Source organism: Bradyrhizobium sp. Leo114 (assembly GCF_055229415.2).
Window position 1 is genome coordinate 345,359 of record NZ_JBUYEN020000003.1, and the last position, 15,862, is coordinate 361,220.

At 61.8% G+C, this 15,862-nt stretch carries 15 protein-coding genes; 9 read left to right on the forward strand and 6 right to left on the reverse strand.

The window, feature by feature from the left end; translation table 11 throughout:
- Window positions 1-153 precede the first annotated feature (153 nt).
- Window positions 154-1,704, reverse strand: a complete 1,551-nt coding sequence (locus ACZIRK_RS05855) for a serine hydrolase domain-containing protein (protein WP_130226724.1) — start codon at window positions 1,702-1,704, stop codon at window positions 154-156.
- 822 nt (window positions 1,705-2,526) lie between these two features.
- Here ACZIRK_RS05855 and ACZIRK_RS05860 point away from each other — a divergent pair.
- The 3 genes from ACZIRK_RS05860 to ACZIRK_RS05870 all read left to right on the forward strand — a co-directional run bounded on the left by ACZIRK_RS05860 (window position 2,527) and on the right by ACZIRK_RS05870 (window position 5,918).
- On the forward strand, window positions 2,527-3,933 hold the full coding sequence (locus tag ACZIRK_RS05860) for a selenium-binding protein SBP56-related protein (protein WP_130226725.1): 1,407 nt from the start codon (window positions 2,527-2,529) through the stop codon (window positions 3,931-3,933).
- On the forward strand, window positions 3,930-4,604 hold the full coding sequence (locus tag ACZIRK_RS05865) for a hypothetical protein (protein WP_130226726.1): 675 nt from the start codon (window positions 3,930-3,932) through the stop codon (window positions 4,602-4,604). Before ACZIRK_RS05860 ends, ACZIRK_RS05865 begins: the two co-directional genes overlap by 4 nt.
- A gap of 144 nt (window positions 4,605-4,748) precedes the next feature.
- Entirely contained in the window at window positions 4,749-5,918 is a 1,170-nt protein-coding gene (locus tag ACZIRK_RS05870; protein ID WP_245474774.1) for a LysM peptidoglycan-binding domain-containing protein, read from the forward strand.
- Window positions 5,919-5,930: 12 nt separating this feature from the next.
- Here the strand turns inward: ACZIRK_RS05870 and ACZIRK_RS05875 are convergent, their stop codons facing one another.
- Together ACZIRK_RS05875 and ACZIRK_RS05880 are read right to left on the reverse strand one after the other, a co-directional pair.
- Window positions 5,931-6,359 carry a c-type cytochrome gene (locus tag ACZIRK_RS05875; RefSeq protein ID WP_245474776.1) on the reverse strand — a complete coding sequence of 143 codons (429 nt, stop codon included), beginning with the start codon at window positions 6,357-6,359 and terminating at the stop codon, window positions 5,931-5,933.
- Between the two features lie 122 nt (window positions 6,360-6,481).
- Entirely contained in the window at window positions 6,482-6,649 is a 168-nt protein-coding gene (locus tag ACZIRK_RS05880) for a hypothetical protein (protein ID WP_165435279.1), read from the reverse strand.
- Window positions 6,650-6,841: 192 nt separating this feature from the next.
- On the opposite strand from ACZIRK_RS05880, the gene ACZIRK_RS05885 reads away from it, so the two are divergent.
- Together ACZIRK_RS05885 and ACZIRK_RS05890 are read left to right on the forward strand one after the other, a co-directional pair.
- Window positions 6,842-7,717: a bifunctional helix-turn-helix transcriptional regulator/GNAT family N-acetyltransferase gene (locus ACZIRK_RS05885; RefSeq protein WP_130226728.1), complete on the forward strand. Its 876-nt coding sequence runs from the start codon at window positions 6,842-6,844 to the stop codon at window positions 7,715-7,717.
- 107 nt (window positions 7,718-7,824) lie between these two features.
- Window positions 7,825-8,916: an amidohydrolase family protein gene (locus ACZIRK_RS05890; protein ID WP_130226729.1), complete on the forward strand. Its 1,092-nt coding sequence runs from the start codon at window positions 7,825-7,827 to the stop codon at window positions 8,914-8,916.
- A 62-nt stretch (window positions 8,917-8,978) separates the two neighbouring features.
- On the opposite strand, the gene ACZIRK_RS05895 is transcribed toward ACZIRK_RS05890, so the two are convergent.
- Together ACZIRK_RS05895 and ACZIRK_RS05900 are read right to left on the reverse strand one after the other, a co-directional pair.
- Complete coding sequence (locus ACZIRK_RS05895) at window positions 8,979-9,569, reverse strand: MarR family winged helix-turn-helix transcriptional regulator (protein ID WP_051397018.1); 591 nt, start codon at window positions 9,567-9,569, stop codon at window positions 8,979-8,981.
- Window positions 9,570-9,917: 348 nt separating this feature from the next.
- A complete protein-coding gene (locus ACZIRK_RS05900) occupies window positions 9,918-11,498 on the reverse strand; it encodes a porin (protein WP_130226730.1) in 1,581 nt (526 codons plus the stop codon).
- Between the two features lie 251 nt (window positions 11,499-11,749).
- Between ACZIRK_RS05900 and ACZIRK_RS05905 the strand changes: the two genes are divergently transcribed.
- Both ACZIRK_RS05905 and ACZIRK_RS05910 read left to right on the forward strand, forming a co-directional pair.
- Complete coding sequence (locus ACZIRK_RS05905) at window positions 11,750-12,238, forward strand: MarR family winged helix-turn-helix transcriptional regulator (protein ID WP_130226731.1); 489 nt, start codon at window positions 11,750-11,752, stop codon at window positions 12,236-12,238.
- An 18-nt stretch (window positions 12,239-12,256) separates the two neighbouring features.
- Complete coding sequence (locus tag ACZIRK_RS05910) at window positions 12,257-13,216, forward strand: LysR family transcriptional regulator (protein ID WP_063623407.1); 960 nt, start codon at window positions 12,257-12,259, stop codon at window positions 13,214-13,216.
- A gap of 182 nt (window positions 13,217-13,398) precedes the next feature.
- On the opposite strand, the gene ACZIRK_RS05915 is transcribed toward ACZIRK_RS05910, so the two are convergent.
- Window positions 13,399-13,611, reverse strand: coding sequence for a hypothetical protein (locus tag ACZIRK_RS05915; RefSeq protein WP_130226732.1), 213 nt, complete (start codon window positions 13,609-13,611; stop codon window positions 13,399-13,401).
- A 267-nt stretch (window positions 13,612-13,878) separates the two neighbouring features.
- Between ACZIRK_RS05915 and ACZIRK_RS05920 the strand changes: the two genes are divergently transcribed.
- Together ACZIRK_RS05920 and ACZIRK_RS05925 are read left to right on the forward strand one after the other, a co-directional pair.
- Complete coding sequence (locus ACZIRK_RS05920; protein WP_463327063.1) at window positions 13,879-14,700, forward strand: aminoglycoside phosphotransferase family protein; 822 nt, start codon at window positions 13,879-13,881, stop codon at window positions 14,698-14,700.
- Window positions 14,701-15,239: 539 nt separating this feature from the next.
- Window positions 15,240-15,623: a RidA family protein gene (locus ACZIRK_RS05925; RefSeq protein WP_028166599.1), complete on the forward strand. Its 384-nt coding sequence runs from the start codon at window positions 15,240-15,242 to the stop codon at window positions 15,621-15,623.
- Window positions 15,624-15,862 lie beyond the last annotated feature (239 nt).

Sequence of the window (15,862 nt, forward strand, 5' to 3'; positions counted from 1 at the left end):
CGGACTGAATTGGCTCCTTGGTCGGCGAGATAGTCATGACCGTCTCGTCGACCAAACCGATGCGAATACCCGCTTCCGATACTCGATCGACGCATCGTGCGGCTCACGCTCCATCTGTTGCAGGAGCGGGCCCGCTTTCGCAGCGGGCTGCATTCACTCGGTGCTCTCGCCTCGCAGCTCTGCTTTGAAGCCGTCGGTGTTCTCGAAATTCACCTTCACTTTGTCGCCGTCGAAGGTCAGCGCCCAGGTCTGGATTTCGCCATGCCCCAGGATCCGGCGCTCCATCACAAATGTATGGTCGCCGGTCCAGCGCCCTCTTGCGGCGTTGATCCCATACTGCGCCGGAGGGCTCTTGCGATAGGTTCCGTCCAGTCCGACCAATCCTGTAAACCGGCCATCTGACTTGTCGGTATAGGTCGTGATCACCCAGGACGAATCCGTGTCGTAAAAATTCAGCGTGAAACTTTTCAACCGCAGCCTGTTGTCGAAGAAATGATAGGCCTTTCCCGAAATCGCCTTGGCCAGATCCGGCGTGCCGCCGATGGCGTACGGTTTTTCGGCCGCGGCTCGGCGTATCGCGTCGGTTAACAACGCCTTGGCGAGGGGGTTCTCGGGCAGCGGCTTGTCGGATTTGACCGCGCCCGAGATGTCGTCGATCAGCCCGGAGGCCGAATAGAACTCGGTGTCCCGCAGGGCGCCGGTCATGACGACGATAACATCCAACCTCGGTATGATCAGGATCAATTGCGAATGCCGGCCGCGCGCCATGTAGGCGCCCTTTTCGGGATAAGACCACCACAGGTTCCCATAGTGAAATCCAGACGTCGCTGCGACGGGCCCGGACTTCGCCCTCTCGACCCATGACGACGGGATAAGCTGTTTTCCCTCCCACTGCCCGTTGTGAAGATACAGGTAGCCGATCCTGGCCATGTCGTGCGGCGAGAGATACAGGCCCGCTTCGCCGTCCGTCACACCCTGCGCGTCCACATTTCCCCATCGGGCACTGTGGATGCCAAGCGGTTCGAACAGCTCCTTCTTTGCAAAATCGAAGGCGCTCTGCCCGGACCTCCTGTTGACGAGCGCGGACAGCAGATAAGGGTTGCCGCCATTGTAATTGAACGTGGCACCGGGCGCGCCAGCCATCGGCTGGTTCAGCACGAAGGCCGTCCGATCGGGGCTCTCGTACATCTTCATGATGGTCTCGCCGGGGCGATACGCCTTCTCCAGCCATTCGATGCCTGACGTCATGTCGAGAAGGCTTTGCACCGTGATCGCCTTTTTCCGGTCATCGACGTCTTGGATTTGCTTGTCTGAAAACAGATCGATGACCGGGTGATCAACGCTATCAAGCTCGCCCTTTTGCAGCTCAATAGCGGTCAGCGTGCCGACGACGCTCTTGGTCACTGATCTCAAATCATGGCTGACCCCGGCGATGTACGGAGCGTAGTAGACATCAGCGACGATCTTGCCGTGACGAATGATCGTCAGGCTGTCCTGCTGATAAGTGCCGACATTCTCTATCAGCCGGGCAAGACTCGCTGAGTCCATCCCCTGTTCTTCGGGGCTCGACGTCTGCCAGGATTTTGTCGGCCAGAGGACTTCCTGAGGACCTTCACCGTCAGTTGCGGCATCAAGCCGGTTGGATGCGCCAAAGAACTGAAAGCTCGCGACCAACGCGACAAGCGTCAGCATCTTGAAACGCATTGGACCCCTCCCGGTTCACGCCTCTCGCCGAACTCTGCTGTTATCAATCATAGATTGAAATCTGCGCCAGATCGAGCCCGAATGAACGCAGGCTTGGCCATTGGCAGCTTGCGCGTCCCAGGCGTGCGAGTATACGCCCCGAACGATGATCCGGTGCAGACAGCGCCGGGCGTCAGATCCGAAATGAGTGCCTGATCTGTCTCAGCATTGACAGCGCAGCATCCGTGTAACGGCCTGCGTAGCAGTATTGATCGAACTGCGATGCACCAAGCAGCAGCAAAACCGCAATTGCGAAGCCCTTGAGCATAGGGGCCTCCTTTGTGGAAGAGACCGCCAACCGGGCTGGTCCGGGTTTCAAATCATTCCGGAATTCACTGTCGCTCAAGCATGATCCGGAAGCGTGACTACCGCCTCCCCGAAAAAATCATGCTCAAACTAAGAAGCTAAAGCGGGATCACAATTCGAGAAGAAGTCATCACGCTTCAGTCGCGACCACTTGCAATGACGACAGCTTGGCAGGCATTCCTAGCCGAAAGCTGAATAAGCTTGGTTGACGGAAGAATACCGGATCACAGAGATACTTGCCCATTCGGCGTGACCCCGAGCGCAGTGCGACGCTCCGCAGCTGTCGAAGAACTCCGCGGCAGGGCCCAATCGCCGCACCGCTGTCGCCCACAAGCATATTCCGCGCAGGCGCGCGATGCCGTAAGCTGGCGCTGCCAACCCTCGCCCGCGGAGCCCCGATCGCAAGTCCCAGAACAAGCCGTTTCCTCGCTCCGACCGTCCGAGCCGTTGGCCCAAGCCGAAATAACGGAGGAAGTCATGACGATGAGACCGGACCCCACGTTCCATGCGTCGCCGAAGCTTGCCATGGAAGCGCCGCCGGAGAATTTTGCCTACACGCTGTTGCTCAGCCCCGATTTCTCCAAGCCCGACGCGCTCGCGGTGATCGACGTCAAGCCGGGCTCAAAGACCTACAGCCAGATCGTCCATACCGTGACGATGCCGAACAAGGGCGATGAATTCCATCATTTCGGCTGGAACGCCTGCTCCTCCGCGCTGTCGCCGCTCACGGGACACGCCTTTGTCGAACGCCGCTATCTCATCATCCCGGGACTGCGATCTTCGCGCATCTATGTGATCGACACAAAGCCATCGCCGCTCGAGGCAAAGATTCATAAGATCATCGAGCCCGAGGAAGTGTTCGGCAAGACCGGCTACTCGCGGCCGCACACGATCCATTGCGGGCCGGACGGCATTTATGTCTCGACGCTCGGCGGCAGCGGCAAGGACGGCACCAACGGGCCTCCCGGCATCTTCATCATGGACTGCGAAACCTTCGACGTGCTCGGGCGCTGGGAGATCGATCGCGGCCCGCAGACGCTGCATTATGACTTCTGGTGGAATCTGCCGCGCGACTACATGGTGAGCAGCGAATGGGCGCTGCCGCCGCAATTCGAGAACGGCGTCGTGCCGGAAGATCTGCTGTCGAACAAATACGGCCACAGGCTGCATTTCTGGGACCTTCGCGCCCGCCGCAACGTGCAGACCCTCGATCTCGGCGCCAACCACCAGATGGCGCTCGAGGTGCGTCCTGCGCATGATCCGGTCAGGGAATATGGCTTCGTCGGCGTCGTCGTCGACACCACCAACCTCGAAGGCTCGATCTGGACCTGGTGGCGCGAGGGCGGCAAGTTCCACATCGAGAAGACGGCGACAATTCCCGCGGAGCCCGCACCGAAGGAAAAACTGCCGCCGCTGTTGCAGGGCTTCGGCGGGGTGCCGCCGCTGGTGACCGACATCGATCTGTCGATGGACGATCGTTTCCTCTACGTCGCCTGCTGGGGCACCGGCGAAATGCGCCAATACGACGTCAGCGATCCCAGGAAGCCGAAACTTGCCGGCTCCGTGCATATCGGCGGCATCGCGCGCCGCACGCCACACCCCGATGGAAAAGCCTTCGCCGGCGGCCCGCAGATGGTCGAGATCAGCCGCGACGGCAAGCGCGTGTACTGGACCAACTCGCTCTATTCGAGCTGGGACGACCAGTTCTATCCCGACGGCGTGCCGGGCGCCAAGGTGATGGCCAATGTCGGACCGCAGGGCGGGCTGGAGCTCGCCCGCGACTACTTCGTGAGCTTCCCCGATGGCTACCGCGCGCATCAGATCCGCCTCGAAGGCGGCGACTGCTCGACGGACTCCTTCTGCTATCCGTCGGTCTGGAATTGAACGAGGCAGACACGCCCATCCTCTGGCTCTGGCTTGGCATCGTCGCGAGCGGCCTCTATCACGGGATCAATCCCGGCATGGGCTGGCCGCTCGCGGTCGCCGCGGGCCTGATGGAGAAATCCCCTCGTGCACTCGTCAGTGCGCTCTTGCCGCTGTCGGTCGGTCACCTCTTTGCAATGCTGCTGGTGCTGTTGCCGTTCGCGCTCCTGATCGCGCTGGTCGAGTGGCAGCGCCCGATCCAGGCCGGCGCCAGCCTGCTCGTCATCGCCTTTGGCGTCACGCGACTGCTCAGGCCTCGCCATCCGCGCGCGCTGGCACGGATACCGCCGACGCAACTTGGCCTGTGGTCGTTCGCGGTCGCGATCGCCCATGGCGCCGGGCTGATGATCCTGCCGCTCTATCTCGGGCTCTGCCTGCCTTCCGGCATCCATGACGGCCACGAGGCGGCGGCAGGCGTCGTCAACCAGAACCTCGCGATGGCGCTGCTGGTCGCCCTGGTCCACACCGCAGCCATGATCACCGCCGGCGGATGCCTGGCGTGGCTGGTGTATCGTTATCTCGGCGTGAGGTATGTGGCGAGAAGCTGGTTCAATCTGGAGACGGTCTGGGCCGTGAGCCTGGTCCTGGTCGGCGCCATCGCGCTCGCGATCAATTTGGCGGATTGGCACTGAGGAGCGCTGGCGGATTAAGTCAGCCTGGCTGACCAATCTACCAAGCGATTTGAAGGCTACTTGATGGACTGAACAGATGGGAGCACTGTTCCCGACATGCTGCGCCACGCGCCGTCAAGCGATTCGGCCAAACGGATGAACATCATGAGCGCCACGTCGATAAGCCGAATGGTCGTGCCGATGCTGGCATTTGCCATCGCCGGCGTCGTCGCGCTGTTCTTCCTCATTCCTCCCGCGCGGCAAACGCCACCGGTGGACACCAGCTCCGCCACGACGTCTGCGCCTGCAGCGCAGGATTCGGCATCGGACAAGCGCGATCAGGCACCATCGGCTCTATCGGCCCTACAATCGGAGGCGGCCAACCTCGCAACAGCGCTTACCGGCCTGCCTCCCGCCCCGGGTAGCAGCGACGGCATGCCGGAGTTCGACGTTGTCCGCATCGAGCCAACAGGCGAAGCCGTGATCGCGGGCCGGGCGACGCCGGGTGCGACGGTGGAGCTGCTCCGCAACGGCGAATTGCACGATCGCATCGTCGCCGATCAATCGGGACAATTCGCCATGATCCCGCGTCCACTGCCGCCGGGGAATTACGATCTCACCCTGCGCGTCAAGCAGCCGGACGGCAAGGAGACCGCGTCCAAGCAGAGCGTCGCGGTGGCGCTCGAGCCTGCCGGGAAGGAGCAGCCGATCGTAGCGCTGATAGCGCCGGATAAACCTGTGAAGGTGCTCTCGCAGGATCCCGCCCCGACGCCGGCGGCGGAGCGCGTGATCGTCGTGGAAGCGATCGAGACCGAGCCGGGCGGAAAGCTCCGTGTCAGCGGTCGCGCGCATCCCGGCGCCGCCGTGAGGCTCTATCTCAACGACAGCTTTGTCACCGCCGTGACGTCGGACGACAACGGGCGCCTCTCCGTCGCCATTAATGCCGGCGTGGCGGCAGGCAATTACCGGATCAGGCTGGACGAGGTGGAGGCTGCTTCAGGCGCCGTCCGCGCGCGCGCCGAGGTGCCGTTCAACGTTCCGAGCACATTGACGACCGCCTCCTTGCCGGCGCAGGCCAAGCCCTCGGAAGCTGCCCCGACCAAGCTGGCCGCTGCCCAGGCGACCGCTCCGTCCGACAAGGGCTCGCCCTCCGCCGTGGTGGTGCCGAAGATCACGACCGCCACCGTCTCCCGCGGTGACAGCCTCTGGCGCATCAGCCAGCGCGCGTTCGGTGCGGGGCAACGCTATGCCGTCATCTACCGGGCGAACAAGGAACAAATCCGCAATCCCAACCGGATCTATCCCGGCCAGGTCTTCGTCGTGCCGGCGCACTGAAGGCGGCGCGCCTTACTGGCCGGACGACTTCAGGAAAGCGATAATCTTCGCCTTGTCTTCGGCGGACCGGACTCCGGTATAGGGTGTCATGCCGTTGCCCGGCACCAGTGCATCCGGATTTTGAATGAAGCGTCCGAGCTTGTCTTCGTCCCACACGAAATCGGCAGATTGCATCGCCTCGGAGTAGCGATAATTCGGCAGCGAACCGGCCTTGCGGCCGATGATATTGTGCAGATGCGGACCGAAGCGATTGTCACCTTCTTTCGTGGTGTGGCAGGTGCGGCAGGAATTGTTGAACAGTTGCTGTCCCGATGCGCCCGCGTCTTGCGCCATCGGTTGCCCGGAAGCGAATGACGCGAGCAGGAACGTCAACCCACCGAGAGCGATGATGAACTGCCGCTTCATTTGCATGACCTTACGGTGAGACAATGGCGCCACCATCACCGGGATGGTCTGCCATCAACGCCCGAGCGCTCCGATAGGTCCGCGCCACCGTTGCTCAACAGAGATCGCGTGGGCGCAACGTGAGGGGCGGCTTTTCTCACTGCAAGGACGGCCGCGCGCTACGCCTTGATATCGACAGCGACAGCGTCGCGCTCGACCTTGTTCTTGGCCGCGAAGACGTCAAGGACGGCTTCGTTGATGACACGAGGCGGGGCCTTTTCCATCTGATGGGCGAGAAGCTGAACCCTCGCCTTCGTCACTTCGACAGGTACGGGGTAGATGAGCATGCTGCACCTCCGGTGCGGAGGCTGCGCTTGCAGGTGTTTACGGATTGTTAAGAGGTTGAGTTAACGGGCGCGGTAAGTGCCTGCTGGCGAGCCCGGATCTGGCGAACGACATGACGCAGTGCGCAGGGCTTCGTCCCAACTTCGCCCCGCCCTCGATTGACAGAACAATTTATCTGACTAAAGTCAGGTATCATGCCGCTCGATCCCATCGCGCGTGTCCGCCGCTTCAACCGTGCCGTCACCTCCGAGGTGGGCGCCCTCGACACCTCCTTTCTCGGGCGCGGACGCCCGCTCGGCAGCGCGCGCGTGCTCAACGCGATTGGGCATGGGCAGTCCGATGTTGCGGCGATCCGCGACTATCTCGGCCTCGACTCCGGCCTGATGAGTCGCCTGCTGCGCGGCCTGGAAGACGAAGGCCTGATCGAGACCGTGCCGCATCCCGAGGATGCACGGCGGCGCGTCGCCCGGTTGACCAGGACTGGCCGTTCCGAATTCCGCGCTTATGAAGCGCTCTCCAACGCCCGGGCCAAAGACTTCCTGGCCCGCCACTCGCGGCAGGAAGAACTTCTGCGTGCGATGGACCTGGTCGCTTCCGCGCTCGGGTGCGGCCGCATCGTGCTTGAGGAAATCGACCCGAGGCGCGAGGACGCCAGATACTGCCTCGGTGAATATTATGCCGAGCTGGCGCGCCGCTTCGAGAACGGCTTCGACGTCTCGCTGTCCCGCGATCCGGAAGCCGTGGACATGATCCGCCCGCGCGGCGCGTTCCTCGTCGCGATATCGGACGGCCTGCCGATCGGCTGCGTCGGACTGAAGGGCGGTGGCGGCGAGATCGCGGAAATCAAGCGGCTGTGGGTCGCGCCATCAGCGCGCGGCCTTGGGCTCGCACATCGTCTCATGGAGGCCGCCGAGGACATCGCGCGCGAATTGTCCATCAAGGTCCTGCGTCTCGATACCAACAGCGCGCTGCCGGAGGCGCAGCAGCTTTACCGCAACAGCGGCTGGAACGAGATCGAGCGTTTCAACGACGATCCGTATCCGGACACGTTCTTCGAGAAGCGCCTCTGAAAAGTTGCCGCGGTTGCATTTTGTGCGGCGCGCACCGGCTGCCTTGTTGAGGCCGCGTTTACTACCTTACCTTGCACACTTCAAAAATAGAACTGGGAGGAACCCGCGTGACCACCCGTCGAAACTTCTTGAAGGGCGGCGCTGCCGCCAGCATCATGTTCTGCAGTTGCGGCCTGTTGCGCAGCGCGCACGCGCAGCAGCCGGCGCGCCAGACGCTGCCGGTCAGCGTCAACGGCAAACGTGTGAAGACCATCGACGTTCACGCGCATTGCCAGATCCGGGAAGCCGGCGCACTGCTGGGCAACGATGCCAGCAAGATCCAGGTGCCTCCGGTGCGCGGCGCCGAGGAAGCTTTCATCAATCTCGATCAGCGGCTGGCGGCGATGGACGCGCAGGCGGTCGACATGGAAGTGCTGTCGATCAATCCGTTCTGGTACGGCCGCGATCGTGAGCTCGCCGGCAAGATCGTAGAGATGCAGAACGAAAAGCTGGCCGAGCTTTGTGCATCCAAGCCCGAGCGCTTTGCGGCCTTCGCCTCGCTGACGCTGCAGGCGCCCGATCTCGCGGTGAACGAGCTGGAGACGGCGGTCAGGAAACAGGGGCTGAAAGGCGCGGCGATCGGCGGCATGGTCGAGGGCATGCCGTTTTCCGATCCCAAATTTCACCCGGTCTGGGCCAAGGCTGAAGAGCTCGGCGTCCCCCTGTTCATCCATCCGCAGGGCATCGCGGAATTGAACAAGCATCTTGCCGGCAACGGCTGGCTCTCCAACCTCGTTGCCTACCCGACCGAGACCAGTATCGCGTTGGCGCACCTGATCTTCGAAGGCTCGTTCGACCGCTTCCCCGGGTTGAAGATCATCGCCGCGCATGGCGGCGGCTATCTGCCTTCCTATGCGGATCGTGCGGATCACGCCTGCCTGGTCAGCCCGGCCAATTGCAATCCCGACATCAAGCTGAAGAAGCGGCCGACCGAATATCTCAAGCAGATCTATTTCGATTCGCTGGTGTTCACGCCGGAGGCCATCCGGCATCTGGCCGCGCAGGTCGGCGCGTCGCAGCTCGTGCTGGGCAGCGACTATCCGTATCCATGGCAGTTGCAGCCGGTCGACCACATCTTCGCATGCACGTCATTGAGCGATGAGGAGAAGGCCGACATCCTCGGCCTGACGGCGGCGAAGCTGATCAACGTCCAGGCGTGATCGTCAGCCGCGGCGAAAATGAGAAACGACAGCGGTGACCACAGCACGTTCGCGGCGAAGACTCAGACGCTGCGGACTTGCGCTCCGTTCCGACGGACGCGCTCTTCGTCCGGACAATCCCGCCCTGCAAGTTTCCAGAGGCAGGAGAGAATCACCTTTGCCTCGGTTTCATCGAGCCGCGCCATGATCCTTTTCTGATGGTCCCGGGCGCGCCGTTGCAGCACCTTCACGAGCTGATGGCCGCTCTTGGTGAGATGGATCTGCCTGACGCGGGCATCTTGGGCGACTTGGGTCCGCTTGGCTAGCCCGCGCTGTTCCAGGCTGTTGAGGGTCGGAACGATCCTCGGGCGCTCCACTTCAAGGCTCTTGGCGAGATCAGCCTGGTTGATGCCGGGGTTCTCCGCCACCACCACAAGCACCAGGAATTCCGCAGCCGTTACGTCGGACTCAGCGAAACACTGAAGAATTCCCTCAAACACCGCCAATTGTGCCCGATGGAGGGCATAGCCAAGGGAATCGTCAAGGTAAGACATTTCTGCTGGTTCAATATGCTCGCGGGACAGGATGGGCATGACCGACGGCGCCCCCGACTGCTCCTTCTGGAAGCGCCCCTGGAGCGCCGACAGGGCGCGGGATGCTGCATCGGCCGCCATAGGAAACGCCAGAGCGAAAATCGAAATTCACCGGCGGGTTCTGCATAAAATATGAGCAAAAGCGGAACACGCGCAACAACAATATGTCGCGCGGACACCATGTCACGTGAATAATATGTCATCTCAAAGGAAAGACCTCCGGCGGGGCATCGCCGGAGGTCCCTGGAGGTCAACACGAAGATCTGTTTGCGGCAGGTCCCTGTTGACGTTGGTAGAGCATCATCCGGAAAAGTGGAAACCGGTTTTCCGAAAAGATCATGCTCAAACAGATAGATGGACCATGATCCGATTGGTCTAATCGGATCATGATCTGGAGCCGCAGACGAGCTGCGCTGCGGCTCTTTGTCCTCAGAAGTTACGCTGCGCGCGGAGCTGGAGCAGGTAGGTATCCTGGTCCTTGAACTCGTAGCGGGCCGAAGGCTTGGGCGCCGACGGGCCCAGGACGGCGGAGCCCTGGAAGCTCTGGTCGAGGTGGAACCACTGGAATTCGGCCGAGAAAGTCAGGTTCTTGACCGGGGTCCAGCGGGTGACCGCGCCGAGCTGCGAGACGTTGAAGTCGGGGTTGCAGACGTAATTCGCGCTGACCGCCTTGGCCGGCGTGGTGTAGTTGAGGCACATGAACGCCTTCGCCGCACCATCATACCGGACCGCCGAATAGCTGCCGAAGAGGCTGGTCGACCAGTACGGATCCCAGTTGTGGTTGAAGGCGCCGCGGACGCCGAAGGCTTCCGTCAGATGCAACGATCCGTCGCCACCGGCCGCGACCGGCAGGTAGACGCCGTCGGTGGTGGCACCGAAGCCGATGCTCTGATAGGCGCCCGCGCCGCCGCCGCCGAACATCGCAAAGCTCGGCGAGGACGACGAGGTGGAGATCACGTACTTGGTCGCGCCCTTGGCGTAGCTGACGTCGAACTTGATGTCGTCGCCGGGGCCGGTCGGGATGTTCTTGATGTTCACGCCGATCATCGCCGCGCCACCCCACTTGGTGTCAGGGTGACCGGAAAGCTCGGACGCTCCGGTCGGTGCCGCACCCGGCAGACCCACGCCGCCGGCCGGTGCGCCGAGTGCGTTGAGCGTGTTGTAGGAGCCGCTCACTTCATGCGCCGCGGCCGAAATCTGGAACAGACCCCAAGCCTGGTCGACGCGGATGTTGCCGACCACGTCAGGCGCGTGAACGCCCGCATAGGCGTTGCCCGTGTTGAACGTCGCGTTCAGAGGCAGCGACAGGTTGTAGACCGCGGTGCGATCCCAGACCGTCGGATCGTCCAAGCCGATGCTGGCCGAGATGCCGTTGCCGAACTGCGCGGTGTACTGGATGTTGTTCACACCGGTGTCGGTGTTCTGGCCGCCGAGCAGGTTGGAGTTGATGTTGCCCGGGAAGCCCTGCCACGGAGTAGCGTAGGCGGAAGCAGACTTACCAAACGTGAAACCGGCAAACTGAATGAAGACGTATTCGACCGCGACGTAGCCGCCGCCGGGAGTGTCGAGCAACTGCGAGCCGGCAACCGGCAGGCCGGTATTGATCGAGTTCGGGTTGTAGGTGCTGCCGCCGAGCGTCGAGAACTGGAAGTCGGCCTGACCGAAGGTGCGGACCACGCCATATTCGGTGGCGGTGCGGGTATCGATCGTCAGCGCCATACGGGAACGAGCGGCGAAGTAATCGCGATAACGGTTCCCCTGACCGATATCGCCGTTCCACGCCGGGGTGCCATGGATGCCGCCGTTGAAGGTCGCGTCCACGCGCAGATAGCCACCGATCTTCATGCAGGTGTCGGTGCCCGGGATGTACCAGAAGCCGGCGCCGTACAGCGAGCAAACCTTCACATATTCGACGGCCTTCGCCTTCACCGGAAGATCGGCCGCTTGCGCGCCCGCCAGAGTGATGAGGCTTGCGGCCCCACCAAGTACGAATGTCCTAACGACAGTCATTTTATTGCAACCTCCTGATCTGACGGACTGGTGTCAGTCGAAGCGGAACGAGCGGCCTGAGACCCATCGCTCTCGCGTAATGCCCAATTACAAGTGTCTCAAGCTGACGGAAAATTTATCGCGTCGAGCCAACCAGCCCCCTTGCCCGAGCATAAGTAACGAACTTATTTGTCATGATCTAGATAACACCATTATCAAATGACAACAAAATCGATCTTGTTGCAGCCAAGCTACACTCGGTGACATGACCAATGAACGGAGCAGATGTATTCGCAATGAGGAAGCGAGACTCTATTCGACAGTTTGGTCGGGAAATCGCGTCGCTCCACGCATCTCTTGATGAACTCTATCAGTCCTGGGCGAAAACGCTCGGAATCACCGGCCCGCAATGGAAGATCATGCTGATCCTCGCCGATGCCAACGACGACAACGGGTTGTCCGTCGGCAACGTCTCGAAAATTTTGAACGTCGAAGCATCGTTTGTCACAACGCAGTCAAAAATCCTTGAGAAAGAGGGCTTAATCCAGAGAAAGACGTCGCGACGAGACGGACGAATCGTCAACCTGTCGCTGACGCATCGAGCGTTGGAGCATCTGGAAGGACTGGCACCGCGACGAGATTCATTGATTGAATTTATCTTCGCGGAGTTCGCGCCCGGCGAACTCGATGAACTCAGTGGAAAACTATTCTCTCTTAAGGAAAGGCTGGAGAAAGCACGTCTGCAGGTGGCAGAGCCTTAGAGAACAGGCGCACCGGCGATGGACCTTCTCGGCAGCCTCGGCATCCTCGTACGCGTAGCGGAAGTTCTTTCGTTTTCCGCCGTCGCGCGCGAGCGTGATGTGAGCCAGGCCGCGGTCGCCCGCCAGATTTCGCAGCTCGAAGAGCACTTTGGCGTTCGCTTGTTCCATCGCACCACGCGAAAGATCAGCCTCACCGATGACGGACAGATGCTTGTCCTCCTCGCGCGACCGATATTGGACGGCGTCGAGGGCATGCTGACCGCCGTGGGACGACAGAGCGCCTCTCCCATAGGCCTGGTCCGCGTCGGCGTGACGGGGACCGCAGGTCGCTTCCTCGCGCGGCGTCTGCCCGAGTTGCTCGCGGATCACCCGGGACTGAAGGTCGAGCTCGTGGTGAGCGATCGGATCGGCGACATGATCGAAGATCGTCTCGATCTAGCGATGCGCGCCGGCGAGATATCAGATGCATCGCTGGTCGTTCGTCACGCCGGCACGATTTCGCGCGTCGCCGTGGCGGCGCCGAGCTATATCGAAAAGCATGGCGAGCCTTCCTTGCCCGCCGAACTTGCAGAGCACACCTGCATCGTGCACGCCACCAGCCAGAATTCGGATATGTGGACGTTCGTGACCAACGAAGGCACCCAGCAATTTCGCGTGTCGGGCGGATTCCTCGCCAATGACGGCAGCGCTGTGCATCTGGCCGCCAGAGGCGGATACGGGATTGCCTATCTCACGCTGGTCGACGTGTTCGACGATCTGCGCAGTGGCCAGCTTATCCGCGTCTTGAACAACTTCCCGTCGCCGAACATTCCGCTCAGCCTGGTCTACTCCTCACGCCGACATCTTGCGCCGCGCACGCGCGTGGTGCTGAATTTCATCCTGGAAGAGCTGCGAGAAATTCGCGCTTTGCTTTCCGAGGACCCGGGCGAGATCCGGAACCAGGGAAGCGACCAAAGCGCTCCGGTTCTCAGCGTGTGAAGCGCGGGCCGCCGAAGCGAACCCGCACTGTCGTTCGACATTCAGGATGGACGATGCGTCAGTCGCAGCGAAGCTGCCGATTGTCCGCTGCAGCAACGGCTCGCGATCCGGATTTCTGAGACCGAACCCGCGGCGCGCATTGCGAAGCACGACCGCCTTCCATTGCCGCGTAGGCGCTGGCGTCATTCACGAGCTTGTTTGCGCTCGCCCCCGAATTCAGCACATCCGAGTTGGGATGATAGAATGCGTGCAGGCCGGGCTCCTGAATCGCTTGCTGCGCGAACACCGGCGCCGCCGCCAAAGCCGAAAGCATCATGGCCGAAGCGACTGATATCTTGAGGCTGTTCATCTTGTTTCTCCGTAACTGCCTTGGTGAGGATCACGGCAGCAATCATCGCCCACGCAACAGCGTGGTTCTGGTAATCGTTTGAGGGACATGCCCGCCTGACTCGCAATGGCTGCAACTGATCTGACAGCAGAGCTATCGCGGAACACCGTTTCGGAAAAAGCGCGCCGCGCTTGAAAGACTTGTGCGTAAATCGCAGAAATCGGCGCGTCGCCAAGCGGCGCAAAGAATGCATCGCGCTCGTGCGAAAATAACGATGAATTACCTCTACACGACCGCGTGAACAACACGATAAACGCCGCTATACGCTCATCGGATGTTCGATTCATATCTCTCAAACTGGCGCCTCGTCCGTGATGGCGAACCCATTGTCACCCATGCAGCGCGGCTGCTGCCGGTGCTGCGGCACGGCGAACCCGCCATGCTCAAGCTGGCGTTCGAGGAGGACGAACGCCTCGGCGGCGCAGTCATGGAATGGTGGGATGGAGACGGCGCAGCCTGCGTGCTGGCACGCGACGAACACGCGCTGCTGCTGGAGCGCGCCACCGGTCCGGCCTCTCTCAGCGACATGGCCCGAACGGGACAGGACGATGAGGCCTGCCGCATTTTGTGCCGGACAGCCGCCCGCCTTCATGCGCCCCGCGCCAAGGCCTTGCCGAAGCTGATACCGCTGGCGCAATGGTTTCGCGAACTCGCGCCAGCCGCGCGAACCTACGGCGGGATTCTTCCCCGCTGCACCGAGACGGCCGAAGCCCTGCTCCGCGATCAGCGCGACATCGTCGTCCTGCATGGCGATCTGCACCACGACAACGTGCTGGACTTTGGCGCGCGCGGCTGGCTCGCGATTGATCCCAAGCACATCATGGGCGAGCGCGGCTTCGACTTCGCCAACATCTTCACCAATCCCGATCTCGCCGACTCGACGCGGCCGGTGGCCACCGTGCCGGGCCGCTTTGCACGGCGTCTGGACATCGTCGCAGAAGCCGCAAAGCTCGACCGGCTTCGCCTGCTTCGCTGGATCCTTGCTTGGACCGGTCTGTCTGCAGCCTGGTACTTGGGCGACGGCGATCCGATGGCGGAGATCGATCTGCATATCGCGCAACTCGCTGCGGCGGAGATCGATCGGATGGGTCGATGAGGAACTTCGCACCTGGCCTGAAGGTTATCGTGGGACATCATTGGGAGAAGCGAATGTCAAAAAGTAAGCTCTCCATGCTGATTGCCGCAGCTCTCGCACTCGCGCCACTTCAGGTGTTTGCGCAAGGCGTCGGCAGTCCACCGCCGCCCCGGCCTGGAGACCCGGCCGCTGCAACAGGCGCCGTGGGCGGAAGCGCGCCGCCACTCAAACCTGGAGCCCGGACCGGCGGTACCCCCGGCAGCGTGGGCAGCCCACCGCCACCGAGGCCTGCGCCTCCGAGCGATGGCAAGAAAGGCGACTAGCGCGCCAACGGCAGGGCATGCTGTTTTCCGTCGCGATGCATCTTGCCTTCGACTGTTCTGCATCTGACTTCATTTCGTTCTCAAGGAACGAATCGAAGCCGCGAACATCGGTCCGGACAGCGTCCTAACGATTGGTTTCCGCCGAACGTGGCGGCGTCATCTCATTGACGCTGCGTCGCAGCTTTGACTAACATTGGCTGCATCATCTGCCCTTTGTCTCCATTCAGGATGGTCGCCATGCGTGCACTGTCTCCCTCGTCGATTCGACCGCCCTTGGCGCGATACAGCCACGGGATCGCCGTGCCGGCGGGCCACCGGCTGGTGATCACTGCGGGGCAACTCGGCATCGCTCCAGATGAGAGGATTCCCGCGGACAGCGAAGCGCAGGCCGATCTCTGCTTCGCAAACATTGCGGCGATCCTTGCCGAGGACGGGATGACGCTGGCGAACGTCGTCCGCCTCAGCGTCTATGTGACGGCCCGTGAGCACATGGAGGGCTACAGGCGATCGCGCGACCGGCAGTTTCCGGGAACGCCGCCGGCGACGACGCTGATAATGGTGGCCGGCTTGGTGCGGCCGGAATTCGTTATTGAGATCGAAGCCATCGCGGCCGCCCCTTAGCGCGTTGCCGGACAGTGGTTGCGCGCGAGAGTGAATGCAAGAGAGGCGACTAGCACGCCCGCGGCGGGGCGCGCTGTTTTGCGGGCCATGCACCTGTCTTTGACTGTTCTGCATCTGACTTCATTTCGTTCTCAAAGAACGAATCGAAGCCGGAAAAAGCGGACCCGACCGAATCCTAACGATTGGTTTCCGCCGAGCCTGCCGAAGGCGTGAACACGACTGGCGATATCAGAAACGGA

Excerpts from the sequence above, each read along its gene's own strand:
- ACZIRK_RS05925 (WP_028166599.1), top strand. The coding sequence starts at position 15,240 with ATGCGTGCACTGTCTCCCTCGTCGATTCGACCGCCCTTGGCGCGATAC.
- ACZIRK_RS05870 (WP_245474774.1), top strand. The coding sequence starts at position 4,749 with ATGAGCGCCACGTCGATAAGCCGAATGGTCGTGCCGATGCTGGCATTT.
- ACZIRK_RS05855 (WP_130226724.1), bottom strand. The coding sequence starts at position 1,704 with ATGCGTTTCAAGATGCTGACGCTTGTCGCGTTGGTCGCGAGCTTTCAG.
- ACZIRK_RS05915 (WP_130226732.1), bottom strand. The coding sequence starts at position 13,611 with ATGATTGCTGCCGTGATCCTCACCAAGGCAGTTACGGAGAAACAAGAT.
- ACZIRK_RS05860 (WP_130226725.1), top strand. The coding sequence starts at position 2,527 with ATGACGATGAGACCGGACCCCACGTTCCATGCGTCGCCGAAGCTTGCC.
- ACZIRK_RS05920 (WP_463327063.1), top strand. The coding sequence starts at position 13,879 with ATGTTCGATTCATATCTCTCAAACTGGCGCCTCGTCCGTGATGGCGAA.
- ACZIRK_RS05910 (WP_063623407.1), top strand. The coding sequence starts at position 12,257 with ATGGACCTTCTCGGCAGCCTCGGCATCCTCGTACGCGTAGCGGAAGTT.
- ACZIRK_RS05900 (WP_130226730.1), bottom strand. The coding sequence starts at position 11,498 with ATGACTGTCGTTAGGACATTCGTACTTGGTGGGGCCGCAAGCCTCATC.
- ACZIRK_RS05895 (WP_051397018.1), bottom strand. The coding sequence starts at position 9,569 with ATGGCGGCCGATGCAGCATCCCGCGCCCTGTCGGCGCTCCAGGGGCGC.
- ACZIRK_RS05885 (WP_130226728.1), top strand. The coding sequence starts at position 6,842 with ATGCCGCTCGATCCCATCGCGCGTGTCCGCCGCTTCAACCGTGCCGTC.
- ACZIRK_RS05880 (WP_165435279.1), bottom strand. The coding sequence starts at position 6,649 with ATGCTCATCTACCCCGTACCTGTCGAAGTGACGAAGGCGAGGGTTCAG.
- ACZIRK_RS05905 (WP_130226731.1), top strand. The coding sequence starts at position 11,750 with ATGAACGGAGCAGATGTATTCGCAATGAGGAAGCGAGACTCTATTCGA.
- ACZIRK_RS05875 (WP_245474776.1), bottom strand. The coding sequence starts at position 6,359 with ATGGTGGCGCCATTGTCTCACCGTAAGGTCATGCAAATGAAGCGGCAG.